The sequence below is a fragment of the Nonomuraea sp. NPDC049709 genome (assembly GCF_040674815.1).
GTDB lineage: Bacteria > Actinomycetota > Actinomycetes > Streptosporangiales > Streptosporangiaceae > Nonomuraea.
Genome location: NZ_JBFANM010000036.1, coordinates 22,848 through 46,650, shown reverse-complemented (window position 1 = coordinate 46,650; position 23,803 = coordinate 22,848). Strand labels below are relative to the sequence as shown.

16 protein-coding genes are annotated in these 23,803 nt (G+C 72.1%); 7 read left to right on the top strand and 9 right to left on the bottom strand.

Going from position 1 to position 23,803, the window contains the following annotated elements:
- Positions 1-70 precede the first annotated feature (70 nt).
- The 7 genes from AB0J69_RS32400 to AB0J69_RS32370 all read left to right on the top strand — a co-directional run bounded on the left by AB0J69_RS32400 (position 71) and on the right by AB0J69_RS32370 (position 8,942).
- Positions 71-1,006 carry a carbohydrate kinase gene (locus AB0J69_RS32400; protein ID WP_364124964.1) on the top strand — a complete coding sequence of 312 codons (936 nt, stop codon included), beginning with the start codon at positions 71-73 and terminating at the stop codon, positions 1,004-1,006.
- 251 nt (positions 1,007-1,257) lie between these two features.
- Positions 1,258-2,235 (top strand): pyridoxal-phosphate dependent enzyme, encoded by a 978-nt coding sequence (locus AB0J69_RS32395; RefSeq protein WP_364124962.1) that lies wholly within the window; start codon positions 1,258-1,260, stop codon positions 2,233-2,235.
- Entirely contained in the window at positions 2,232-2,897 is a 666-nt protein-coding gene (locus AB0J69_RS32390; RefSeq protein ID WP_364124959.1) for a class I SAM-dependent methyltransferase, read from the top strand. The genes AB0J69_RS32395 and AB0J69_RS32390 overlap by 4 nt, the downstream gene beginning before the upstream one ends.
- Positions 2,898-3,040: 143 nt before the next feature.
- Positions 3,041-3,472, top strand: coding sequence for a DUF2000 domain-containing protein (locus tag AB0J69_RS32385; RefSeq protein WP_364124956.1), 432 nt, complete (start codon positions 3,041-3,043; stop codon positions 3,470-3,472).
- A gap of 103 nt (positions 3,473-3,575) precedes the next feature.
- The gene (locus AB0J69_RS32380) at positions 3,576-4,628 is read left to right on the top strand and encodes a trypsin-like peptidase domain-containing protein (RefSeq protein WP_364124953.1); all 1,053 of its coding nucleotides are present in this window, start codon (positions 3,576-3,578) and stop codon (positions 4,626-4,628) included.
- 24 nt (positions 4,629-4,652) lie between these two features.
- Positions 4,653-7,436 carry an SUMF1/EgtB/PvdO family nonheme iron enzyme gene (locus AB0J69_RS32375; RefSeq protein WP_364124950.1) on the top strand — a complete coding sequence of 928 codons (2,784 nt, stop codon included), beginning with the start codon at positions 4,653-4,655 and terminating at the stop codon, positions 7,434-7,436.
- Positions 7,437-7,730: 294 nt separating this feature from the next.
- Entirely contained in the window at positions 7,731-8,942 is a 1,212-nt protein-coding gene (locus AB0J69_RS32370; protein WP_364124947.1) for a glutamine synthetase family protein, read from the top strand.
- Here the strand turns inward: AB0J69_RS32370 and sbnB are convergent.
- The 9 genes from sbnB to AB0J69_RS32325 all read right to left on the bottom strand — a co-directional run bounded on the left by sbnB (position 8,939) and on the right by AB0J69_RS32325 (position 23,679).
- Positions 8,939-9,928, bottom strand: coding sequence for a 2,3-diaminopropionate biosynthesis protein SbnB (sbnB, locus tag AB0J69_RS32365; protein ID WP_364124944.1), 990 nt, complete (start codon positions 9,926-9,928; stop codon positions 8,939-8,941). The genes AB0J69_RS32370 and sbnB overlap by 4 nt on opposite strands.
- Before the next feature lie 36 nt (positions 9,929-9,964).
- Positions 9,965-11,347 (bottom strand): hypothetical protein, encoded by a 1,383-nt coding sequence (locus tag AB0J69_RS32360; RefSeq protein WP_364124941.1) that lies wholly within the window; start codon positions 11,345-11,347, stop codon positions 9,965-9,967.
- Entirely contained in the window at positions 11,344-12,756 is a 1,413-nt protein-coding gene (locus tag AB0J69_RS32355) for a CHAT domain-containing protein (protein WP_364124938.1), read from the bottom strand. Before AB0J69_RS32355 ends, AB0J69_RS32360 begins: the two co-directional genes overlap by 4 nt.
- Entirely contained in the window at positions 12,753-14,012 is a 1,260-nt protein-coding gene (locus AB0J69_RS32350) for a hypothetical protein (protein WP_364124936.1), read from the bottom strand. The genes AB0J69_RS32355 and AB0J69_RS32350 overlap by 4 nt, the downstream gene beginning before the upstream one ends.
- Positions 14,005-15,201, bottom strand: a complete 1,197-nt coding sequence (locus AB0J69_RS32345) for a hypothetical protein (protein ID WP_364124933.1) — start codon at positions 15,199-15,201, stop codon at positions 14,005-14,007. The genes AB0J69_RS32350 and AB0J69_RS32345 overlap by 8 nt, the downstream gene beginning before the upstream one ends.
- Before the next feature lie 249 nt (positions 15,202-15,450).
- Positions 15,451-16,629, bottom strand: a complete 1,179-nt coding sequence (locus AB0J69_RS32340) for a TIGR02679 family protein (protein WP_364124930.1) — start codon at positions 16,627-16,629, stop codon at positions 15,451-15,453.
- On the bottom strand, positions 16,626-20,813 hold the full coding sequence (locus tag AB0J69_RS32335; protein WP_364124927.1) for a TIGR02680 family protein: 4,188 nt from the start codon (positions 20,811-20,813) through the stop codon (positions 16,626-16,628). Before AB0J69_RS32335 ends, AB0J69_RS32340 begins: the two co-directional genes overlap by 4 nt.
- Positions 20,810-22,072, bottom strand: coding sequence for a TIGR02678 family protein (locus AB0J69_RS32330; RefSeq protein WP_364124924.1), 1,263 nt, complete (start codon positions 22,070-22,072; stop codon positions 20,810-20,812). Before AB0J69_RS32330 ends, AB0J69_RS32335 begins: the two co-directional genes overlap by 4 nt.
- Positions 22,069-23,679, bottom strand: coding sequence for a TIGR02677 family protein (locus tag AB0J69_RS32325; RefSeq protein WP_364124921.1), 1,611 nt, complete (start codon positions 23,677-23,679; stop codon positions 22,069-22,071). Before AB0J69_RS32325 ends, AB0J69_RS32330 begins: the two co-directional genes overlap by 4 nt.
- Positions 23,680-23,803 lie beyond the last annotated feature (124 nt).

Genomic DNA, 23,803 nt, shown 5'->3' with positions numbered 1-23,803 from the left:
TCCGATCCGAGAAACGTCAATGCCCCCGTGCCGTAACGAATCGGCAACGCGCCTACGAGAGGCAGGCCCGATGATCGCTGTCCTGGGCGAGTGCGTCGCCGACGCCTTCACCGACCGTGCGGCGGGCGGCGCGGCGGCGGGCGGGCTGGCGTTACGGGTGCTGCCCGGGGGCGGGCCGGCCAACACGGCCGTGGCGCTCGCGCGGCTCGGCACGCCCGCCCGGTTCCTCGGGCGGATCTCCGGCGACGTCTTCGGCGGCCTGTTCCGGGAGCACCTGACCTCCTCCGGCGTGGACCTGTCGGCGTCCGTCGCGGCCGGCGAGCCCAGCACGCTCGCGGTCGCCGCGCTCGACGCCGACGGCCGGGCCGAGTACACCTTCTACGCCGACGGCACCGCCGACTGGCAGTGGACCCCGTACGAGCTGGACCCGGGCCGCCTCGGACCGGTCGCCTGCCTGCACACCGGCTCGCTCGCCCTGGTCAGGGAGCCGGGCCGGGAGGCGGTGGCGGAGTTCGCCCGGGCGGCGTCGCGGCGGGCCACGATCTCCATCGACCCGAACGTCCGCCCCAGCCTCGCCGCCAAGGACGACTACCAGGTGGCCCGCTGGTGCGAGTGGACCGACATCCTCAAGCTCAGCGCGGACGACCTGGACTTCCTGCTGCCCGGCACCCCGATGGAGCACGCCTGCGACACCTGGCACGCGGCGGGCGCCCGGCTGATCGTGATCACCCGAGGGGCCGACGGGGCGCTGGTCTCGCTCGACGGAGCGCGGGCCGCGGTGCCCGCGCCGGAGGTGGACGTCGTGGACACGGTCGGCGCCGGCGACTCGTTCACGGCGGGCCTGCTGCACGACCTCGGCGCGAGAGGGCTGCTCGGCGGCCGGCTCGACGACCTCGACCTGGAGACGGCCGTGGCGGCGGCGACGTTCGCGGCGCGGGTGTCGGCGTTGACGTGCTCGGTCGCGGGCGCCAACCCGCCCTGGGCGCACCGGCTCCGTACGGACTGAAGAATCGAACCGGAAGCCGATTGGCCCGTCCCGCACGACAAAGGGCACGACCGTAATCCCGCCCGGCACACCCTTTTTCCACATGGACGATCATTGAAATCCTCCGGCACATTGTGTTATTGACGCCACCCTTTGCCTGGGCTATCTTCAGACGGGACTTCCAGGGGGGAAGTACGCTCTCTCTTCATCACTTTCGGATTTGCGAGAGAAGCATGAGCCCGACCAATGATTTTCGCGACACGCTGAATAATTTGTTAGGCGCGACCGGAAATACGCCCATTACGTCGATCAGCCTGGAAGTCGGCGGGATCCCGAGGGAGATCTTCGTCAAGCTGGAGTGGTTCAATCCGACCGGCTCGCTCAAGGACCGCACCGCCATCTCGCTCCTGGCGACCCTCGTCGCGGGCGGCGAGCTGGGCCCCGACCACACGCTCATCGAGTCGACCAGCGGCAATCTGGGCGTGGCCCTGGCCTTCGCGACGTCCGCGCTGCGCATCCCGTTCGTGGCCGTGGTGGATTCGCGAGCGTGCCCGGCCAACGTACGGCGGATGCGCGCCTATGGCGCCTCAGTCCGGCCCGTGGAGTCCGCCGGCGACGGCGCTGACCACCTGGCCGCGCGCCTGGAGGAGGTCGATCGATTACTCCGGGCTGACACCGGCGGCGCGCTGGTGTGGCCGAACCAGTACCGTAACGAGGCGGGGGCGGACATCCACTACCGCACCACCGGACCGGAGCTCTACGAGCAGCTGGACCGGGACGTGGACGCGCTCTTCGTCGCCGTCTCGACCGGCGGCAGCCTGGCGGGCGTCGCCCGGTTCTTCAGGGAGATGTCGCCGCGGACCGTCATCGTCGCGGTGGACTCGGCCGGCTCGGCCGCGATCGGCGGCCTCCCCGGCCCCCGCAGGCTCGTGGGCATCGGCTCCAGCAGACCCTCCCTCCTGCTGTCCCCCGCCCTGTACGACGAGCGCATATGGGTGACCGACGCCGCGGCCTTCGCCATGTGCCGGACGATGTGGCGCGTGGCCGGCCTCTTCGCCGGCGGGTCCAGCGGGGCCGTGGTCGCCGCCTGCGTCGACTACCTCGGACGGCATCCGGAGGTCCGCCGGCCCGCCTGCGTGCTGGTGGACGCCGGCACCGCCTATGTCGACACCATCTACGACGACGCCTGGCTCGAAGCCGGCGCCCCCACCGATGACGCCCTGTCCGGAACCAGGAGGTACGTGTCGTGACGCATGACTACGGCAGCGGCTGGGAGAAGGCCTACGCCGAGCATTCCTCGGACACCCTGTGGAGCGAGGACCCGATCCCCTGCCTCGATCAGGTGGCCGAGCATCTCACCGCGGCGGGCGTGCGTACGGTGCTCGACGTCGGCTGTGGCGACGGCCGCAACCTCGCCGCCCTGCTCGGGCACGGGTTCGCCGGGGCGGGGCTGGACATCTCCGGCACCGCGCTCCAGCGGGCGAGCCGCCGGCTGGGCGGCCGGGCCTTCCTCGTCCGGGGCGACGCGGTGAGCCTGGACGCGATCCCCGACGGCTCGGTGGACGCGATCACGAACTTCGACGTCTTCGGGCAGATCCCCGAGGCCGAGCGAATGGTCGGGAACTTCCGGCGCGTCCTGCGGCCGGGCGGGATCTGCGCGGTCAACGCGTACACACCGGCGGACAGCGAGTACGGGATGGGCACCCCTGTGGGCGATCACGCCTTCGAGTACCGGGGCACCCTTTTCCGGTTCTTCGAGGAGGCTGACGTCCGGAAGATCTTCGACGGGTGGAAACTCCTCTCCCTGGGGCGGCAGTCGTGGGTCGATCCACCGCACGGCGCATTCCGGCCACATGAACACACACACGACAACTGGATCGTAGTCGCCACTCCGGAGAGAGAAGATTTTTGACGACGGCGACGATTCCGTGAAACGGCCGCACCCGGGGAGCCGATTTCCCTAGAGTGAGGGCTGGGGCGGATATCCACGAACTCACCGCCCCGCGGTCGATTAATGCAGCGAAACCACCGGAGTGATGGCCAGTGTCTGAATCCATGACGAGCGTGACGACCCATAAGTTCGTCATCGTGCTCAGCAAGAAGGTCGAGCCGGGCGCCGCCCTCAACGCCTGCGCCCACATGGCCGCCTGCCTGACCGCGCGGGCGGACGCCGAGTTGCAGTCGCAGATGGCCTTCGTGGACTACAAGGACGTCGACGGAAACGTGCACCCGGTCTCGGCGCTCTCCCTGATCGTGCTGAGCGCGAAGAACGGCAACCAGATCCGCACCGCGCGCCTCGAAGCCATCAACACCGGCGTCTTCTGCGTCGACTTCACCGAGTCGATGACGAAGGACACCTACGTCGAGCAGATGGAGCGCACGGCGAAGCTCAAGGACGAGGAGCTCGACTACTGGGGCCTGGCCATGTTCGGCCCCAAGGAGGCCCTCGACCCCATCACCCGACGGTTCTCCCTCTGGCGGGCCTAGGCTCGCGGTTCCTCAGCCGCGTTCGCCGGTCAGACGCGGCTCGCGTCGGCCGGCGGGCACGGATGGGTGCGACCGCGTGACGTGATCGCGAGGCGGCACTCACATGGCGCGGTTATCGTTCCGGCATCGGACCGAACTGGTCAGGTTTCTCGCCGATCAGCCTCTCCTGCAGACCTATCGCGGGCGCAGGCAACTGCTCGAACTGGCGGGCCTCGAGGCCGTCCTGCCCCAGGTCGACCTCGAAGGCCCCGGGCTGGTCGCGATCGGAGAGCTGGTCCAGGTGCTGGAGGCCTACGGGCGGGTGACGTCCGAGCACGAGGCCCTCGGGCTGTTCCTCAACGCCGTGAAGGAGACGGTGGGCGCGGCGCACGAGGGACGCGAGTTCCTCGACCTCATCCTCCACTCCTACGGCCTGATGACCCCCGTCAAGACGGCAGACTTCTCCGCACCCTGGTCGGGCCCGGTGGACCTAGCCAAGACCGAAGAGAAGATTATCGGCGAGAACACCCTCCGCCACTTGTTCTTCCTGGAGAAGGGCCTGGAGGCGGCCCGCCCGGTCGCGTTCGTGGACGTGGGGACCTGGACGGGCACGGCATTCCTGATCGCCTCCGACCTGGTGCTGACCAACCACCACGTCGTGGCCGACCGCGAGCAGGCGTCCAGGGCGGTGTTCCGCTTCAACTACCAGCTCAACGCGAACGGCGCCGAGAACCAGGTCGAGGAGTATCGCGCGGCACCCCACGGCCTGTTCCTCACCGACCAGAGCCTCGATGTCAGCCTCATCCAGCTCGACGAGCCGGCCGGCGACCGGTGGGGCACGCTGCGGCTGAGTCTCCGGTCGCCCGTCCCGGACCAGCGGGTCAACATCATCCAGCATCCTGCGGGCATGCCCAAGCAGATCTCGCTGCAAAACAACTTCGTCCAGTACGCCGACGACCGCATCGTCCAATATCTCACCCCCACCCTCGGGGGATCGTCCGGCTCGCCGGTGTTCGACGACCACTGGGACGTCGTGGCCGTCCACCACGCCGGCGGCATGCTGAGCGAGCCGGGCGCCCACCGGCTCTTCTTCCGCAACGAGGGAATCTCCGCGGGAGCGATCCTCCGGATCCTCCCACCCGACGTCAGACAGCGGATCCAGGTGGTCTCCGCGTAGGGACCAGCAGGAGGGGGCGCTCAGGTGGGCCTGGTTGAGGTGCAGAGCCGGACCACGGCGTTGTTGTCGAAGCACCCCTCCGTGGGCCGGCAGGCCGAGCGACGGGCGCTCCTGCTGACCAGCGGCCTCGACCAGGGGCTGCTCGCCCAGGTGAGTCTGGAGGGGACACCGTTCACATTCCTCGCCCAGCTGATCGACACCCTCACCGAGTACGGCGAGCTGACCGATGGCAGGGACGCCCTCACGGCCTTCCTGGAGGCGTGCAAGCGGCTGTTCGGCGTGGACGGGCAACAGGAGCTCGACCAGATCATCGCGCTGTGGGCTCAGGCCAGGCAGACCCAGGGCGCGAGATCACCTCTGCTCACCTCCTACCTGCGGCACCTCGTGGACCGCTGGCGCACCGCGGGCTCGCCCCTGCTCCCGGAGGGGTGCACGTTCTCCGAAGTGGCCATCCAGCTGCGCGTCACCCCGGTCTTCGAGGACCGCCGCGACGAGGGCGGCCGGCTGTCCAGGGAGGCGGCTCAGGAGCCGGCCAAGGAGCGCAAGGACATCCGGCCGTCGGTCGACCTGCTCACCCTGTTGGAGGAGACCTCCGAGACCGAGCGCTGGCTGCTGCTCGGCGATCCGGGCACCGGCAAGACAACGCTCGCCCTGCAGGAGTCGGCCCGGCTCGCCGAGCGGGCGGCGGCCGGCGCGGGCGGCCCGGTACCGGTCTTCGTCTCCCTGGCCAACCTGGCCCAGCGCGCGGCGGGCAGCGCCGCCTACTCGCTGTACGAGTACATCTCCGCCCTGGGACAGGACCTGCAGCTGCCCGGCCTGGACAGCGAGGTCCGCAAGCTGGCCCGGCGCGGCGAGGTGATGTTCCTCCTCGACGGCGCCGACGAGGTGCCGGAGAGCCTGCGCGACTCCGTGATGGAGATGGTCAACTACGGGCTCTACGCCGGCAGCGGCAACCGGGTCCTCATCACCTCCCGGCGGGTCGGCGCCGCGCGGTTCACCGGCTACCGGCGGCTCGACATCGCCCCGTTCACCGTAGACGACCAGCGCAACCTGCTGATGGTGCTGTGCGGGCCCGAGCGCACCCGGGTGCTACTCGCCGAGATCACCGGCCGGGCGGAGGTGCGGGAGATGGCGCGGGTCCCGATGATGCTCACCGTGCTCGGGCTGGTGGCGCGGGAGTCGGAGCACGTCGCCCTGGAGCCGCCGGGTCAGCCGGGTATCAGCGCGACGCTGGACGACTACTTCCGCCGGCACAGCGACCTGTTCCGGCTCGCCGTGCGAATCCTGCTGGAGGGACGGCACCGGTCGCGGCGGTCGGTGGCCGATCCGTACGCGGCCGAACAGGTCCTGGCGGGCACGAGCCTGCTGCTGCACGACCTGTCCGGCCAGCGCGGCGGCGAAGAGACCTTCCGCGACATCCAGATCGAGGCGGCCGTCCGGCAGGCCGGCGGCGAACACCTGGCGCCGTGGCGGGGGCCGAGGGAGTTCATCGACGACGTGTCGGCCGTCTCCAACATCATCCATCCCGTGGACGCGCTCCGGACCCGCTACCGCTATCTGCATCGGACCGTCCGCGAGTTCCTGGCGGCGCTCGAACTGTCGCTCAGCCCTCCCGACGAACGTCGCCGGATCGTCGGGGAGGTGGTCAACGAGCAGCACTGGGCGGAGGTGCTCATCCTCCTGGGCGGACTGGTCTCTGACGTGGACGACCACCTGATGTCCCTGCTCCAAGGGCCGCCGGACCTGGCGCTGCGGGCGCTGAAGGAGGTCAACGACCTGGACCCGGGGCTGGCGGCGCAGATTTTGGAGCTGCGGCCGACCAGCCTGCGCAACCGGCGGCAGATCTTCGTCGAGCTCGCCCGCAAGCTGCCCGACAAGTCGCAGCTCATGGACACGCTCTGGGCGTACCTGGAGGCGGCCGGCGAGCACATCCCCCGGGTGGACGTCTACTTCATCCGGGACCTGCTGAGCACCTTCCGCACGCCTCTGGCCGACCAGCTCGCGAACGAGGCGTTCAAGCACCTCGGGCCGGTCCCCGAGGATCTGTTCACGATGCCCCCCGGCATGGACGCCCCTTACTGGTGTCACCTGCCGGCCGGGTCCTTCGTCATGGGCGGCGCGGAGGATGACGAGGATCGCCCGGAATGGGTCCCGGTACACCACGAGGTGGTGCTGCCCGAGATGTGGATCGGCCGCGTGTTGGTGACCAACGAGATGTACGAGAGATTCGACCGCGGGCATCGCGCCTATCGCCCGTTCCAGGACGACGTCGACCCCAGGGAACTGGACCACCATCCCGTGGTTGACGTTTCCTGGTACGAGGCCAAGGTGTTCTGCGACTGGGCCGCCCAGCGTTTCCCCAACGTACGCCTGCCGTCGGAATACGAATGGGAGAAGGCCGCTTCGTGGAACGGTTCGCGGAAATTCCGGTTCCCGTGGGGCGATGAATGGGATCCGGCCCGGCTGAATTCCTGGGAAAGGGGACCCAATCGCACCACCCGGGTGGGTGACTATCCGGCAGGGGCGAGCCCGTGCGGCGCCCTCGACATGGCGGGCAACGTATGGGAATGGTGCCTGGACTGGTTCGTCGACGATTTGTCGCCGGAATTGGGCTACCAGCCCGCGGTCGCCGGGGACCGGCGGGTGGACCGCGGCGGCGGCTGGTATCACGACGTGGGCCGGCCCTGCACCTTTATGCGAGCGGCGGACGCGCCCTCCGACAGCTTTTCCCATTGCGGTTTCCGACTGCTGGTGTGCGCCGCCAGGCTGGAGTCCGGGCTGGACATCGGGATGGATCTCTCCGGTTAGCGCGCCGGGGTTTCAGGCGGCGGTCTGCCCCGATTACCTACTGACCTATTTGGCCGCGGCGGCGGGAACATTCTCGCCTGTGTTAGAGTCGGTGGCGACATTTTCCCGCGGATGATCTCCAATACTCCCCACCCGCAGAGGATTCATCACATGGATACCGACGCCCGATTGGCCGCACTCGGTGAAGCTGCAATTGACACGGTCATCGTGGCCTCGGTCGATATGCAGGGCAGGCTCTTCGGCCGCCGATTTCCGTTGGAAAGCTTCCGCCGTTGCCTGGACGGCGAGATAAACGTGTCGTCCTGCGCCCTCGGCTGGGACCTCGGGCAGACCGACCGCCTCGTCGTCGACTACACCGGCTACCACAGCGGCTGGCACGACATCCGGCTGATCCCCGACCTCGCCACCCTGCGGCCGACGCCCTGGTGGCCGGGAGTCGCCATCGTGTTGGCAGACGTGGCGGACCAGAGCTCCGGGGAGTTGCTCCCCCTGGCGCCGCGCACCATCCTGCGCGAGCAGCTCGACCGGCTGCCCACCGGCGAATACACCGCCTCGGTCGGCGCGGAGCTGGAATATTACCTTTTCCCTGGCGGCTACGACGAAGCCCGCGACAAGGCGTACCGCGATCTGGCGGGCGGCTCGCTGCGGCGCCAGCAGGACCTCATCAGCCACAGCATCGGCCGCGAGGAGGCCCACCACCGCGAGCTGCGTGACCACCTGCACCAGGCCGGGGTCGGCGTGCGCTCGCACGACGCTGAGTGGGGCCGCGGGCAGTGGGAGCTGACACTCCAGCACGGCGAGCCGATGGACATGGCCGACCAACTGGTGCTGGCCAAGCTCGCGGTGAAGGCGGTGGCCGCAGCGCACGGCCTGGCGGCCACGTTCATGGCCCGGCCCACGATCACCGACACCGGCTCATCGTGCCACCTCAACGTGTCGCTGTGGACGCCCGGCGGCACGCCCGTCTTCCACGACCCCGACGCCTCCCACCGCATGAGCCGGCACATGCGGCACGCTATCGGCGGGCTGCTCACGCACGCGCCCGAGCTCATGCTCTTCTACGCGCCCACGGTCAACTCCTACCGTCGCTCGGCCAGCACGCAGTTCGCCGGGCACGGCGCGACGTGGGGGTTCGACAACCGCACGGTGACCTGCCGGGTGGCGGGCGGGAACCCCTCGTCGCTGCGGGTCGAGTTCCGGGTGCCGGGCGCCGACTGCAACCCCTACCTCGCCATCGCCGGCATGCTGGCTTCGGTACGCGACGGGATCGAGCGCAGGAGGGATCCGTCCGACCCGGTCACGGGCAACGCCTACGAGACCGGCAGCAACCGGCTGCCCAACACGCTGCACTACGCCACCCAGGTCTTCGAGGAGAGCGAGTTCGCCTCCGCGGTCTTCGGCAAGCAGGTCGTCGCCCACTACGCGGCCAACGGCCGCTTCGAGTGGGAGGAGTTCCTCAACCAGGTGACGGACTGGGAGCTGGCCCGCTACTTCGAGGCGATCTAGACCTCAGGGAAGACTCCCGACATCTGGGTACCACCCCCTCGCGCCACCGTCTCACGGTGAATCCAGCTCGCCAGCGCCAGGTCGAGCACCCCCAGGCCGAAGGGCGCGAAGATGACAGCCTCGCCGGGCTCGCGCCTGACGCTGCCGGACAGCAGGTCGGCAATGGTGCCGTGGACGAAGCGCCGGTGCCCGGCCGCCTGCTCGGCCAAGTGCAGGGAGGTGCGCTCGCGCAGAGCGTGGTCGATGTCGTCGGTGATGTTCCGCGCGGCCAGCACCAGCTCGGGGTGCAGGTCCCGCAGCGAGATGTGCAGGATGACCGGGCCGTGCCGCAGCAGGTCGAGGCCGGCCAGGTGGGGCTCGCCCGCGACGGTGGCCAGCACCACCAGGTCACAGCCGGTGATCGCGTCCTCGACCCTCTCCACCACGGCCACGTCGCCGGCGTCCCCCAGGTCCGCCGCGAACCTCCGTGCGGCCTCCCCCCTGAGGTCGAAGATCCGATAGCCGCCCACGTCCCAGCCCAGCTCGCCGAGGAAGCGGCGCACGTGGCCGGCGATGAACCCGGCGCCGACGAAGCCCACCCGCTCCGCCCAGCGGCCCCCGAGCAGTGCCTCGGCGGCCAGCACCGCTGAGGCGGCCGTGCGCGTCGCGGAGATGAGCGATGCCTCGAGGCACGCGTACGGGAACCCGGTGGACGTGTCGTTCAGCACGAGCAGGCCCGACGCCCTGGGCAGGCCTTGTTCGACGTTCCCAGGGTAACTCGCGATCCACTTCAGCCCGGAGACGTCGAACTCCCCGCCAAGGTAGGCCGGCAGCGCGATGATCCGGTCGCGGGGCCGCCCAGGGAAGCGGAGGAAGCTGCTGAACGGCAGGGCGCTGTGCCCCTCGGCGTAGGCCAGGTAGGCGCGGCGGACGAGATCCAGGCAGATATGCCGGTTCCCCTCCACCTGCTGGGCGATCTCCGCCGCCGAAATCACGGTCAGCCGCATGCTTCCTCCCTGTTCCGGTTGGCCTGTTCCGGTAGGTCACGGCAGCGGGACCGCCACCGTCGGGTCTCCCAGCAGGACGGTGCTCGCCCTGTCGTAGGCGGTGGCCTTGTTGTACAACGCCACCTCCACGGCCTGCCGCGAGGCGGCCCCCGGCGGCAGGCCGTTGTAGCGGCCGACGCTCCTGGAGTGGCTCTGGAGCAGGGAGCCGATCGGCTGGTAGACCTCGCGCAGCGCGTATCCGGCGGGCTCTCCCCGGCAGAGGTTCTGGTACACCGCGTCCCGCAGCGAGCCGCTCTGCCACTGCCCCGTCAGGGGGAAGTACAGCGTCCAGTCGAAGGTGGGCTCGACCTGCCCGATGAAGGCCCGCGCCGGACGCGGTGCGCCGAGCAGGGCGGTGGGCAGCGGGGCGACCATCGGCCCGAGCGCCGCGACGGCCTCGATCACCTCGCCGACCGGCTCGGCGGGGTCGAACAGCCCGCGATACATGCTCGGCGCGGCGGCGCCCGCCGAACAGCACGCCTGGGCCAACCAGATCATGCCGTCGGGCTCCCAGGAGCTGAGGAGGCCGGCCGGGTCCAGCGGCTCGTGCGCCGCGTCGACGAGCGCGCCGAGCGTCGACCGCATGAGGTCAGGCTGGTCGAGCGGCCCCGTAAGGCCGTGGCTGGTCGTGACCACGACCAACGGGCTGGCCGCGTCCAGCGTCGCGGCCAGCCCGCGCGCGGTCGCGGCCGGGCCTTCGAGCATCGTGGCCCGGCCCATCTCGCCGTCCGCGACGAAGGCAGCGTGCAGGGGTTCGGCCAGAGTCTCCCGCATGATCGTGGTGATGTCACCGCCGCCGTGGTCCACCGCCCACACCACTGGACTGTCGTACCTGGCGGCGCTGCCTCGCCAGTCCGACAGGAGGGCGTTGACGTAGTTCTCCAGGGCCGGGCCGGTGAGGTGGAGCCGGCCGACGTTCCGCACCGGGTTGAGGTGGTACTGGACCTCCCACGGGATCTCCTCAGGGCCGGCGTAGATCAGCAAGTACGCCGGCAGGCTGCCGGGATCGGTGCCCTCAGGCGCGGTGGCGATCGGCGGCTGGCTGCCCGTGGCGTAGTCGCGCAGGGTCCAGGAGCCCCAGGTCGTTCCTGGCATGTAGCGCAGGACCTTCGCACCGCTCCTGGCGGCCACGAGGCGCTGGATGGGCGTTGGCGCGTCGACGGCCACGGCAAGCTGGGCGTTGGTGAGACCGGGACGGTGGGGAAGGACCAGACCCCACCCGACACGCGGGTCGCACCAGTCCCACTCGTTCTTCGGGCGGGGCCGGGCCCGTCCCACGGGAGGCAGGACGGTGCCCGCCAGCGCCCACTCCGTTCGGCCCACTGGTTCGCCCGTGGCGGCTTCGCGCCCGGTCCAGGCGTTGATCGCGACCCGCGTCATCGGCCGTCGTCCGGCTCGGTGTGTCTCTCGGCCAGGCGCCCGTCCGGCTCGGAGCGCGCCGGCGCACGGCGCCCGTGCGGCTCGGTGAGCGTCTCGGCCAGGCGCTCGTCCCGGTGGCGCAGGAAGTCCCGCAGCGTGGCGAGCGGCATGCTGTCGCCCACCGCGGCGAGCAGCATCTCGACGACGGCTGCTTCAAGCTGCGGCTGCCGCGACGGCGGCGGATCGCCGACGTTGAGGTGGAACATGTGGGGCAGCACGTGCACGGCGGGCAGCGTCCACTCCTTCGCCCCGCCGGCCACGACGCTCACCGGGCCGGCCGTCGGCTTCCTGCACAGCTCCTCGCGGGCGGCCACGACCAGCCCGGCCCAGTCGATGTGCAGGCTCCGGACGGGCCCGGAGAGCGCGGGCGCCAGCGTGGCAGCCAGGCTGGCGTAGAACTGCCGGGTGAACCGCGCCGCGTTCGCCCCGAGAACCGACTCGCGCATGCCGATGACCGCCGGCACGGACCACTCGTGCACCAGGCTCTCGGCGATCGAGCCGCTGCCGGGACCCGGGTCGAGGGTGACCGCGCTCTCGCAGGCGTTGAGAACGACCAGCCAGGGCAGGCACAGGGGCACGTCGATCAGGTCGGCGATCTCGCGGGTCTCCAGGCGGTGCCGTGACCCCTCGTCAGGGTTCGACCAGTCGGAGCTCACCGCAACCTCGAGATGGGGCGTCCCCACGGCCGAGCCATGGCAGAAGAGATGGAGCACATGCGGGCGGAACTCCCTGATCCGCTCCCTGAGCTCGCCATGGTCCTGCGGCACCTTGAACAGGCTCACGGAGGGTGGCAGGTCCGGCTCTATCTCGCTCCAGAGCTCGTTCTCGCTGATGAACAGGCGCAGCTCGTACGTGCCCCGGACCTTGTTCAGACCCTCGACCAACGCCAGGTACTCATCCATCGCCGGCACGCCGAGGCAGGACAGGATCGCGGCCACCCGCAGGGGCCGGTCCAGCGTCCACGGCGGAGACACCGGGCGGCGGCCGGGAATGATCCGGCCCACCGGCCAGCGCGGGTCCAGCGCCAGGAACTCCCTGTCGGGGGAGAACAGCGCCTCCCACGGCAGGGCCTTGGCCTCGATGTTGCTCACGTCGACGTAGATGGGGAAGGACTCGGAGCGGTCGATCCCGAGTGCGCGGGCCAGCTCAGCGCGGATACTCTCATGCTTGTTGAGGTGCTCGAAGAGGATCTGCCCCGCCGCGCTGACGGCCGTCGGGTTCATCCCGGCCGACCGCAGGGCCGCGAACTCCGGCTCCAGGCCGGTGCACTCGAACTGGAAAAGGCCGGAGGTGGGGGGTTCGCGAAGCTTCATCAAGACGGTGGGCGGCACCTGCCTGCCGATGTCGAACTCCAGGTAAATCCGTCTCACCGGACACCCCCTGGTCCGTGGCGGCGAACGTGCTGGTCGAAGAGGGCCGAGACGGCGCGCAGGGCCCGTGTGGCGTCGGCGTCCAGCCTTCCGGCGGCCTGCCATTCCGCCTGGATTGTCTCCAGCATGCGGGCGCCGGCCGCGATCCAAGTGGGCGTGGTCTCGTGCCCGAGCGCGGCTCTGGCCGCCGCCGACAGCAGCTCCGACTCGCCGTTCTCGGTGAGCAGCGGCGTCGCGGACTCCAGTACGGACCGCGGCCGGGAGAACGGACTGCCCCACCAGCTCACCGAGGCGAGCCCGCCGGGCTGGAGCTCCTCACTCATGTGCATGGACAGGGCCTTGCTGAGCTCCCGCGCGTCGTCGTCGTGCTTCATGTCGTGCAGCAGCACCGGCCCCGGCCTCGTCTGAGCGAGCGAGTCGCACAGTTCGAGCAGGCCGGAAAGGGAGTGGGCGGACGGCGGGGTCGAGACGGCGAAGAACCACGCCCCCGTCATAGCGAGGAAATCCACCAGCTCGCTCACGCCGACGAAGCGCGGGACCTGCGGATGGACACCCGTCCCTGGGTCGCTCGCCAGGGCGAGGGTGCCACAGCCGCCGGACAGCCAGCCCTCACCGAGCACGTGGAAGACGTCGATCGGCGAGCCGTCGAGTGCCTGGGCGATCCAGCGGAGCCACGGGCTGGTCAGCCGCTCGTCGATCTCCTTTCGCCTGGACAGCGGGCGGAGCGGATCGTGGACGATCGTGCTCGGGCCCAGGTCGGGGAGCCGTCTGTCCGCGAAGACGTGGATCTCGGGGAACCTTCGCAGGATCGCAGAGTAGGCCACGACGAGGGCCTCCAGCAGGTCCGGGTCGATGGCCGCGTGGGGCGACGAGCGGCTCATGCACAGCACCACCCGCAGATGGGTGCCCGGCGTGTGGGGGCGCAGGTCCAGGTACGGCGCGCGCAGGACGGGTACGCGGAGCCAGTCCGCCAGTTTGTACTCCCATGGATAGAGATGCAGGTAGCCGCGGGGTGACCCGAACTGGAGCAGCAGGGCCTGGGCGTCGCCGACGCCGTCCAGGATCGCGTGCCCTCCGGCACCGTGGAGCGGGAGCCGGTGGAAGCTCGCGGCGTTGAGGTCCGCCGCCGACCCGACCCTCACGGGGAGGCCCATCGCGACGGCGGAGATCGTTTCCCTTTGCTCCGTCCCCACCAACTCCAGCGACACGTCCCCCTCGCGGGTCAGGCTCACCCGCAGCGTGGGCAGCTCAACCATCGTGCATCACCTGGTTCAGCAGCGCCCACGCGCACGCCTCGCCCGTGACGTCGCCGTGCCCGCCGATCATCTCGTCCGCCTGGATCGCCACGATCGGCTTGCCGAAGGCGTACCGCTCCGGTGGCGCAACCGGCTGGATCACGGCGGTCTCGTCCTCCCTGCCCTGCGGTCCGTACCCGCCCAGGGCGGCGTACCGGCTCGGTACCCCGGCGATCCGCACCTCCCCGAGATCGGAGCGGCGCCGCACCGCCCAGTGGAACAGGCTCGTCAGGGGGACGTCCTTGCGGCTGAACGTGGTCACGATCGGCTGGACGCACCGCTCGACCGCCGCGTGGTAGCCGCCCGGATGGTCGTCGCCGGCCACCTTGGTCGCGAAGCAGTAGCAGGAGACGGCCGGCTGGAGCAGCAGGACCGAGTCGACCGGGCGGGGGACCGACGAGGGTGCGCACAGAGCCGACAGGATCACCTTGGCGCCGTACGAGTGACCGATGAGGTGGATGCGGGCCTGCGTACGACAGAGGGCCGCCAGCAGGTCGGCGACGCCCCGGCTTCCTACGACGCCCGCGCGGTCCTTCATCAGCAGGACGGTGGCTACCCGGACGGCGTTCCGCGGATCCAGCCAGCCGAGCCCGCCGGCCACGGTGGGTGCGGGGAAGGGTGTTTCCTCGACGGGCTGGTCCGTCGGCTCGTCGATGAAGCCGCCCGACGACGAGACCGGTGGGCGGCTGAGCCGGGCCCAGATCCCGAGGAGGTCGTCCGCGCCGCTCACTCCGGCGCGGCCGAGTTCGTCCTGCCCTTCGTCGGCGAGCAACGGGGCAAGCAGCTCGGCGAGGTCGCGGGCCCGCACGTCGTCGAGTCGGTCCCGGTCGGCCAGGTCGTACAGGCGCTGCCGATCCTTGACGCCGAGCGACTCACCCAGGGCGGTTACCTCGTCGATGACGCTACCGGATCGTTCCACGGCACCCGCGATCTTGGGGCCGCGCTCCCACGGCGCCACCAACGCCGTGCTCGGCCAGTGCACACCGGCGAGCAGGGGCCGGTAGTCGCGACCCGGGCGCGGCCATTCGCGCCGCCTCAGGGTCAGGTACGAGGTGATGAAACGCCCGTACTGGCTCGCCGCCGCCGCCCAGTCGTTGTTCCAGCCGTGCGAGAACAGGAACACGTCCGACGCCTCTTCCGCCTCGCCCACACACCGGTCCCTGGTCAGCGGCCCGGTGCACAAGCCGTCCCGGTCGAAGGGGAGAACATAGTACGGGGCCGCGACCCCGCCTTCACCCGACACGACCCGTAAGGGTCCGATCGATGCGTGACCCGCCATCGCCCCACCTCCGTGAGCAGGATCTGCCCGGACTATGAGCGCGTCCGGTGGCCTCTGTCAATCGCACCGCCCCACCGACGCCGGAGCACCGGCGTCGATAAGCGCCGCACAGACCGCAGGTCATCGAGCCAGGTCGTCGAGCAGCCGCTCCACGACCCGTTCCTCGGGGACGGCCAGCCCGCGCGAGCGCATCGCCGGGGCCAGCCCGGGATCCCAGGGCGCGTCGGTGACCGGGCCGGGCGCGGGGCCGGAGGCCGGGCCGTCGGCCAGGGCCCGCAGGTAGTCGCCGGCCGACATGCGCCACGGCACCGCGCCGGTCTTGGCCATGGTGTACGCGGCGATGCGCAGGCCCGCCCCGTCGAAGTCGCCGTGGTAGTGCAGCCGGACCCCGGGGAGGGAGCGCAGCAGGCGGATAACGGCGCTGTTGGGCCAGCCCGAGGTGCAGATCATCGGCGGGCAGGAGGTGCCGAACCGCTGATGGGCCAGCGCCAGCACGGTCGGGTTCTCCACCACCCAGGCGTCCGGCTCGGCCGGCCGCAGCTCGCGTACGTCCTGGAGCTGCGCGAGCGTGATCACGCTCGGCTGCCCGTCCCAGATCCGCAGCACCCGGGCCAGGGGCTCGTCGCCGGAGGGGCGTAAACCGGCGACGAGCACCGTGGTGGAGAGGGCGTCGCAGGCCACGCCCGCCCGCTCCCACAGCGCCCGGCGCGCCTCGGCGCCCTCGGGGGCGGGCACGTCGTACAGGATGGACAGGGCCTTCAGCACCAGCGCCGACAGCCGGGTGCCCTCGTCCAGGGCGTGCGGGTCGCCGGTCACGTCGGCGGCCACCGCCGCCAGCGGGCGGCCCGCGGCGGGCAGGGCGGCGAGCACGTCCAGGGCCTGCCCGAGCAGGTCGCGCCCGGCGCGTACGGCGGACAGGGCGAGCAGCGCCGGCTCGGCCACGACCACCGGGTGGGCGGCGAACCAGCCGAGCAGCGCCTCGCGTTCGAGCCGCCGCTCCGCGTGCCTGCGCCTGCGGTCGTCGAGTGGCCCGATCACGGCCTCGGTGACGGTACGGGCGTCGAGGCCCAGCGCCCCTTCGAGCCTGGCCACGTCGATGGTGATCGCGGGCCCCGGGTAGCGGTCGAGGCCGAGAAGATCGGCCACGGCGGCCTGCTGCGCCGCCTCCAGCCCCGTCACCCGGACCCGGCTGACCCGGTGACCGGAGGAGAGCCGCTCGTGCAGGGCCTGCCACACGGGCCGCAACTCCACTGCCCGCAGCCGCTCGGGCACCTCCCCGCCCGCCTGGCCGCGGGTCATTCCGCCGGCACCGTTCGGTAGCCGTTCCAGACGAACCGGGCCGTCGTCACCGCGTCGTCCCCGTCGCCCGTGATGAGCTGGTGGATCGCGATCCCGTCCAGCTCCCGGTATTCGCACCACTCGTGGTCGGACGTCAGCACCAGGTCCAGCCCCAGGTCCACCAGCAGGTCGAACACCTGCCCCCGGTTCGTCTTGTCCACCCCCACGAACACCTCGTCGAGCAGGATGAACCGCGGGCACCCCGGATCGGTCTGGTAGTGCGCGGCCACCGCGGCGAACAGCGGCAGGTGCAGCGCGATCGCCTTCTCCCCGCCCGACAGCGCCCCGTGCAGCTTCCGCGTCAGGTCCTGCCAGCCCTGCCCGTCGCCGCGGTCGAGCTTGACCACGAACCGGTGCCAGGCCGTGTAGTCGAGCACCTTCATGAGCTGGTCCTCCCAGCTCGCCGAGGAGTTGTCGGCCCGCGCCTCCTCCACGCGATCCCGGAAGAAGACGTAGAGGGCCTCCTTGTCGGCCTCGGACAGCCCGGCCGGATCGCGCAGCAGCAGGTCGCGGGCGGCCCGGGTGCCGGCCGACTGGGTGGGATCGACCTGCCACACCAGCCGCACCGCCACCCGGGAGGCGGTGCGGACGCGTTCGAGGCGCTGGTTCATGCCCTCCACCAGGGCCGTGGCCTGCCTGATCCGGTCGGCCAGGTGCCGCCGCGTGTCACCGGCCAGGGTCCGGTCGAACAGGTCCCGCTCGGCGTCGGTGATGTCCGAGCGCCGCTCGTCGCGCTCCTTGCGCAGCGCCTTGCTGAGCGCCGCGGCCCCCGCCCGGACGCCGCCGACGGTGGCGGTGAGCACCTGTACGTCCTCGTCGGGCGCCAGCTCCAGGTCGGCCCGGTCGGCGAGGATCTCCCTGGCGTGGTGGAAGGCGTCCTGCAGCCGCGCCTCGGCCTCCCTGACGTTCTTGTGCTCGTACGGGACCGTGGCCAGCTGCTCGGCCACGGCCCTGGCCGCCTCCAGGACGGCCCGCACCCCGGCCTCGGGGGTCAGCTCGACCGGCGCCCGCGCGTCCGCCGGCAGGTGCCCGGCCGCCAGGCGGCGGAACCGGTCGGACACCTCGTCGCGCACGCGCCCCGCCTCGGCGTGCTTGTCCTCGGCGGTGCCGAGCTCGCCCCTGAGCTGGCCGAGCCGGGCGTTGAGGCGGGCCATCCCGTCGTTGACCGACTTGATCAGGCGGCGGCACGCCTGATAGGCGGCCTGGGTGTCCTGGAGTTGTTCGAGGACGCGCAGGTGCTCGACGCCGACCGTGGACTCGATCGCGGCCAGCCGCTCCGCCAGCACGACGGCGGCGGCCGCGGCCTCCTCGGCGCGTTCGACGGCCTCGACGGCGAGCCGTTCGTACTCGCCGGCGGTCTCGGCGGCCAGCTCGGCCCGCTCCCTGGCGGCGCGGGCGTCGGCGCGGCGGTCGTGCCAGACGGCGCCGGTGGTCTCGGCGGTGCGCAGGGCCTCCTCGAGGTTGTCGAGCGCGGACAGCGCGGTGGGCAGGGCGTGCCGGTCCGCCAGCTCGGTGAGCCGGCGCAGTGACCGGCCGACGTCCTGCTCGCGCTCCTGCAGGCGCTGCTCGTAGGCCCGGAGCTGGTCCTCCCGCAGCGCCACCTTCTTCACCGCGCCGTCGAGGTCCTGCACCGCCTCGGCGTACGGCCTGCGGTCGGGCCTGCGCCGCAGCTCGGCGGCCAGCGTCTCGCGGTCGCCGTCGACCACCGCGAGCAGGTGGTCGCACTCGGCGATCCGCCCGGCCAGCTCGCCGAGCCGGTCGTCCAGCTCGGCGATGCGGCGCCGCCTGGCGCGCTCGCGGGCGGTGGCGCCGATGTAGGCGGGCTCGGGCTTGACCCACCGGCCCGCCGCCGGGCCCAGCCGCCAGGTGCCGTCGGCGCCGATGACGGCCGGGTGGTCGACGCCGATCGCGGTGGGCGCGAACGCGATGCCGCCCAGCACGGTGTCGGCCGGCACCGGGGAGTCGGCCTCGGTGAACAGCACGTGGGCCAGGCTGTAGCCGGGGGCGGGCTTGGACAGCGCGGCCACGGCGAAGGCGTCGTGCTCGCCCGGGTCGAACCCGCCGTCCGGCCGCAGCCACAGGTCGAGCAGGCCCGAGGCTTCGAGCGCGGCCTCCACCCCGGCCTGCGCGACGGGGTCGAGCCCCGACCTGAACGCGACCGCCCGCCACAGCGGCGTCCCGGGCCGTCCGAGCCGGGCGGCCGTGGTGCGGGTGTGCGGGGCGGGCGGTTCGAGCACGGTCTGGTCGTTGAGGCTCTCGCGCTCCTGGGCCAGCTCGGCGCGCTCCGCGGCCAGGCCCTCGCGCAGCCGCCTCAGGTGCTGCTCGCGGGCGGCCAGCTCGACGGCGGCCATCGTGCGGGCGGTGCCGACCAGGTCGTCGGCGCCCTCGAAGTCGTCGGCCAGGCCGGCCAGCGTGCCCGGCTCCAGCTGGAGCTGGGTGCAGCCGCCCGCCCAGTCGGCCAGGGCGGCGGCCAGGTCGCGGGCGCGGTCGTCGCGCAGCCGCTCGGCCCGCCCGTGCGCCTCCTGGGCGGCGGCCAGGTCGTCGCGGGCCTGGTCGCGATCGTGTTCCGCGGTGGTGCGGCGCTTGATCGCCTCCTCGTGCCCGACGGCTCCGGCGCGTACTTCCCTGATCTGGGCGGCACGGCTGGACACGGCGGCCCGCAGCAGCTCCCGCGCCCTGCGCACGGCCTCCTCACCGTCCGCCGCACTCCGCGCTCCCTCGCCGGGGGCCGCCACACCGCGCGCTCCCTCCCCCGGGTCCGGCGCGCCCCGCAGTCCCTCGCCCGGGTCCGGCGCGGCCGCACCGCGCGGGGCCGCGCCCGCCCCTGGCTCGTGGCGCTGCCCATGGACGGGTCCGGGCTCCTGGGCCGATCCGGCCCGTTCGGTCTCCTCGTGGACGGCGAGCAGCCCGGCGCGTTCGGCCGCGTGGCGGGCCTCCGTCCGGGCGCGGTCGGCCAGCGCCGCCGCCTTGCGAGCCGTGTCGGCGGCCCGGGCCGACAGCTCCTGCTTGCCCGACACCGCGCGGGCCGCCTGCCCCGCCTGGTCGCGCAGGCGGCCCGCCGCCTCGTGCGCCGCCTGGGCCTCGGTGCGGAGCCGGTGCAGGTCACCGCCCGCCTTGTACGCCTCGCTCTCCTTCAGCCCATCGATCTGCGCGGCCAGGGCCAGCTCCTGCGCCTCCTCCTCCCCCAGCCGCACGCTCGCCGCGTCCAGCTCCCGTTCGGCCTCCTTGAGCGCCTCCCGCTTGGCCTTGACCTCGGCGGCCAGCGACTCCAGGGAGTATCCGGCGGAGGTCACGGCCGCGGCGGCGGCGCGCAGGACGCGCTGGGCGTAGTTGCGCTGCCGGGTGGCGAGCCGGTCGGCCTCCTCCACGTCGCGGTCGAGCAGGCGCAGCTCCTCGCGCTGCCGGTCGAGCCGCTCGAACCCCTCGGCGATCTCGTGGATCTCGCCCTCGCCGAGCGGCGGCAGGGCGCTCGACAGCAGCTCCGACAGCAGGCCGGGGTCGAGGCGTTCGGACAGCTTGGGGGTGCGGAGCTGGCGCAGCGCGGTCAGCAGCGAGTCGTAGCGCTGCTCGTTGAGCGCGCGGTAGAGCGTCTGGCGGACGACCGTACGGTAGGACTCGGCCGACTCGTGGACCTTGCCGGACGCGCCGAGCTCCTCCACGAGCTGGGCCTTGGTCAGCGGCTGACCGGCGTCGCCGGTGAGCCGGACGCCGTCGGGGGCGTCGACGCGGGCCTCGGTCGTGAAGTAGGTGGCGGTGACGTTCTTGGTGTGGATGGTGGCCTGCAGCCGGGCGCCGCAGGTGAACCAGCGGCCGTCGGCGTGCTGGAACTCCAGCCATACGTAGCCGACCCGGGTGGTGCCGCCGGCGCCGTCGCCCATCAGGTTCCAGTGCATGGTGCGCTCGGTGCCGCCGAACGTGGACAGCCTGCTGGGCTTGAGGCTCGCGTCCAGCACGTACGGGAGCAGCAGTTCGAGCACCTTGGACTTGCCGCTGCCGTTGGGCCCGCGCAGCAGCAGCCTGCCCCGGTGGAACTCGAACACCTCGTCGTAGTAGCGCCACACGTTGAGGATCCCGGCGCGTACGGGAGTCCAGCGGGCGTCCACTCCCTGCGCGGCGCGCGGCGGGGCGAGCTCGGTGACTGTCATGAATCCTCCTGGACGGCCGCGCCGTGATCAACCCGGTAGCGGGCCGCGGCGGGCAGGGCGGCGACCTGGTCACCCGTGACGCGGGCCAGCCCGAACTGCGTGAGCACCTGCAGCGCGTCGGCGGCCAGCCGCGGCCCGCCGCCCTCGGACTGATAGGCCTTGGCCCACTGCGGGAACCGCCGCAGCAGCCCCGCCGCCTCGCGGTCGAGCCTGGCGGCGGTGACGGGGCCGGAGGTGACCAGCAGGTCGAGCATGAGCAGGGCGGCCACCTTGGCGTGGCTGCCGTCGTCGGGGAACTTGGTGTCGGTGGCGATCGCGTCGGTGTCGACGAGCAGGAAGCCCTCGGCCCGCTCCTCCAGCACGAACCCGGCCTCCTCGGCGGCGCGGCGCAGGATCTGGCGGCCGGTCAGGGAGGCGGCGTAGGCGGACTGCGCCGGGGTGAGCTCGTCGCGGTAGACGACGGGGTCGTCGAGCAGGCGGCGGATGAGCGAGTGGCGCGCCCACAGGTTGCGCTGGGTCTCGGTCGGCTCGTCCCCACCGTAACGAGCCTCGACCGTGAGCGCCCGCACCGGGTCACGCGCCGGACCGCCTCCCGGGTCGCGTTCCTCCAGGGCGGTCTCCGGGACGGCCTCCAGGGCGGTCTCCCTCGCGGCCGCCACCCTGGACGGCGGCACCGGCGCGGCCAGCAGCCGGATCACCCGTGTCGTGTCCACCCGGTAGAGCACCTTGGCGTCCTCGTCATCCAGGTAGGAGTCGGTGGCGCCGTCCATGGCGGTGATCGCCCCGTAGTGCTCCAGCAGCTTGAGCGCGTCCACGAAGGCCGCCCGCTCGTCGTTCCTGACCGGGTCGAACGCGGGCACGTCGGCCTCCACCGCGGCCGCCTGGACCACCCGCTGGGCCAGCATCCCGATCGTGGTGACCGGCGAGGTGAGCAGTTCGGCCGCGCACAGGCACAGCAGCGTGTAGCGGCGGCGGTCGAACGGCGCCCTGGTGGTGCGGCGGCGCCGCGCGGGCCGGGTGGCGCCGGGCTCGGACCCGATCTTGACCAGGCGGGCGTACCCCTGGCGCGACTCCACGACCAGCCGCCAGCCGCAGAAGTAGTCGAACCACTGGATCAGCGGCTGCCGCCGCTTCCTGATCAGGTCGAAGGCGGCGGGGTCGTCGTGCAGGGACACGAGGGGCCGGCCGAGCAGGGTCCTGATCGCGCGGGCGATCTCCTCCTTCTCGGCCCTGACGAGCTGGTTGGCCAGGCTGCTCACGCGCCCACCACCCTCCCGCGGCTGCCGGCCCCCGGCGCCCGTACGTCGATGAGGTAGTCGGGGCCCCGGAACCACCCCTCGGACGTGCGCAACACCGCCACCGCCCCGTCGTCCGGCGCCCGCAGCACGATCTCCACCCGCCCGTCCGAGGTGACGGCCCGCCGGAACCCGAGCGAGTCGGGCCGCTCGGCCAGGGCCCGCCCCAGCAGGTCGAGCAGCCGCCCGAACGTGTCATGGTCGAGCTCCCCCAGCTGCGACAGCCGCATCGCGCCCGTCGTGGCCAGCGCCGACCAGGCGGCCTCCAGCTCGGCCCGCTCCTTCTCGGCCCGCGCCCTGCGCTCGGCCCGCAGCGCCGCCACGTCGCGCACCTTGCCCGTGCGGCCCATCCGCTCCGTACGCCCGCGCGAGCGCAGCAGCGCCGACACCTCGACCGGCTCGGCCTCCGCCCAGGGCACCCCGGCGGGGATCAGCTCGGCGTCGGCGTGCCCGAGGTGCGGATGCCTGGCCGAGCCGAGCCCGAACGCCGCGTCCCACAGCCGGTGCGCGTCGTCCTCGCCGGGCGCGGTGGCGAACCAGCGGGCCAGCGTACGGAAGTCGGCGGCGGCGCTGGAGGAGCGCCGGCGAGAGTCCGTGATGCGGTCGAGCACCTGCAACAGCGACACGATCGCCCGCCGCGCCACATCATGCAGTTGCCGCACCCGCGGCACCCCACCGCCCGCGACCACTCCCCCGCTGCCTCCGGCGACGGCCCCCTCGGCGCCTTCCTCCTCGGCGCCTTCCTCCTCGGGGGCGAACCACAGCCGCAGCCCCTCCCACTTCGCCGCCCGGGCCGCCAGCCAAGGGGTGGCATGATCGGCCCCGGGCACCTTCGGCAGGTCGGCGCCGTCCAGCGCGCGGGCGTGCAGCACGCTGACCCCGTGCCGGGCCACGGCGCGCAGCGCGGCCGCGATGGTGTCGCCCCGCTGCTCCAGATTGGTCACGAACTCCTGAAGGTAGGCCACGGTGGCGGCCTTGACCTCGTGGAACGTGGCCAGATCCGACCCCTCGACGCGCAGCAGCCGCTGCAGCTCCCCGTTGAACTGCTTGGTGTTGTTACGCAGCCCGTCGAGATGCCCCTCCAGCTCCTGCAGGCTGCTGAAGATGCGCCGGTTACGCCCGGGATCGGGGTCGCGCAGCAGGCTCTCCAGCTCCCCCAGCCGGTCGGCGATCGCGTCGAGCACGGCGGTCTGCAGCGCCCCCGCCGAGGCCAGCATGGCCATGGCGTGCTGGACCCCGGCGAACGCCGCCTCGCCCCGCTTGGTCAGCGAATATTGCAGGTTCTTGCGCTCGTACTCCTCGGCGGTCGCGAAGCTCCCCGCGTGATTGAAGATCACGTCGAGCAGCCCCCAGCCGGCCAGCTGCTTGAGCGTGCCGGCCAGATCCTGCTCCCCGACCGGCGCGTACCACCCCACCGCGCGCAGCCGCTCGCGCACCTCGTCCACCGTCAGCGCCGTCTCGAGCCGCTCGTTGGCCTCGCCGAAGGCATAGAGCACCGCGGTGTGCAGATCTGCCCGCTCGGTGGTGGTGAACCGGAACATCTCCGGCGGCACCCGTGGCGGCTCCGCCATCGCCCCGCTCCCCTCGCCACACGATTACCACCCACGCAACCGTAGCGGCAGACACCGACGGGGCGACCGCTGTTTGCGACCAGATCACAGGGGTACGGCGCTGGCATTGGAACTCGGGGGGACG

Bases quoted from the DNA above. Each gene is read 5' to 3' on its own strand.
- AB0J69_RS32400 (WP_364124964.1), top strand. From the start codon at position 71: ATGATCGCTGTCCTGGGCGAGTGCGTCGCCGACGCCTTCACCGACCGT.
- AB0J69_RS32360 (WP_364124941.1), bottom strand. From the start codon at position 11,347: ATGACGCGGGTCGCGATCAACGCCTGGACCGGGCGCGAAGCCGCCACG.
- AB0J69_RS32385 (WP_364124956.1), top strand. From the start codon at position 3,041: ATGACGAGCGTGACGACCCATAAGTTCGTCATCGTGCTCAGCAAGAAG.
- AB0J69_RS32350 (WP_364124936.1), bottom strand. From the start codon at position 14,012: ATGGTTGAGCTGCCCACGCTGCGGGTGAGCCTGACCCGCGAGGGGGAC.
- AB0J69_RS32325 (WP_364124921.1), bottom strand. From the start codon at position 23,679: ATGGCGGAGCCGCCACGGGTGCCGCCGGAGATGTTCCGGTTCACCACC.
- sbnB (WP_364124944.1), bottom strand. From the start codon at position 9,928: ATGCGGCTGACCGTGATTTCGGCGGCGGAGATCGCCCAGCAGGTGGAG.
- AB0J69_RS32340 (WP_364124930.1), bottom strand. From the start codon at position 16,629: ATGACCCGCGGCCAGGCGGGCGGGGAGGTGCCCGAGCGGCTGCGGGCA.
- AB0J69_RS32380 (WP_364124953.1), top strand. From the start codon at position 3,576: ATGGCGCGGTTATCGTTCCGGCATCGGACCGAACTGGTCAGGTTTCTC.
- AB0J69_RS32335 (WP_364124927.1), bottom strand. From the start codon at position 20,813: ATGACAGTCACCGAGCTCGCCCCGCCGCGCGCCGCGCAGGGAGTGGAC.